Source organism: Neobacillus terrisolis (assembly GCF_051233475.1).
Taxonomy (GTDB): Bacteria; Bacillota; Bacilli; order Bacillales; family Cytobacillaceae; genus Bacillus_BU.
Map to the genome: position 1 here is coordinate 1 of NZ_JBKFGH010000066.1, position 317 is coordinate 317.

Sequence of the window (317 nt, forward strand, 5' to 3'; positions counted from 1 at the left end):
CAGGTTGATAGGTCAGAGGTGGAAGCGTGGCGACATGTGGAGCTGACTGATACTAATCGATCGAGGACTTAACCAAATTAAGTTCTAGGTGAACTCGTTTTTACAACTTCTTCTTCATTATCTAGTTTTGAGGGAATGAAAAATTTCTCTTGCAAAAATATCAAAAGTCATTATAATAAATAATGTCTTGTAAAAATAGTCTGGTGGCGATAGCGAGAAGGTCACACCCGTTCCCATACCGAACACGGAAGTTAAGCTTCTCAGCGCCGATGGTAGTTGGGGGCTCTCCCCCTGTGAGAGTAGGACGCTGCCGGGCT

General features: G+C 44.2%; 1 rRNA gene. It reads left to right on the plus strand.

Annotation, left to right across the window (positions count from 1 at the left end):
- Positions 1–199 precede the first annotated feature (199 nt).
- Positions 200–316 (plus strand): 5S ribosomal RNA (gene rrf, locus ACI48O_RS22725).
- Position 317 lies beyond the last annotated feature (1 nt).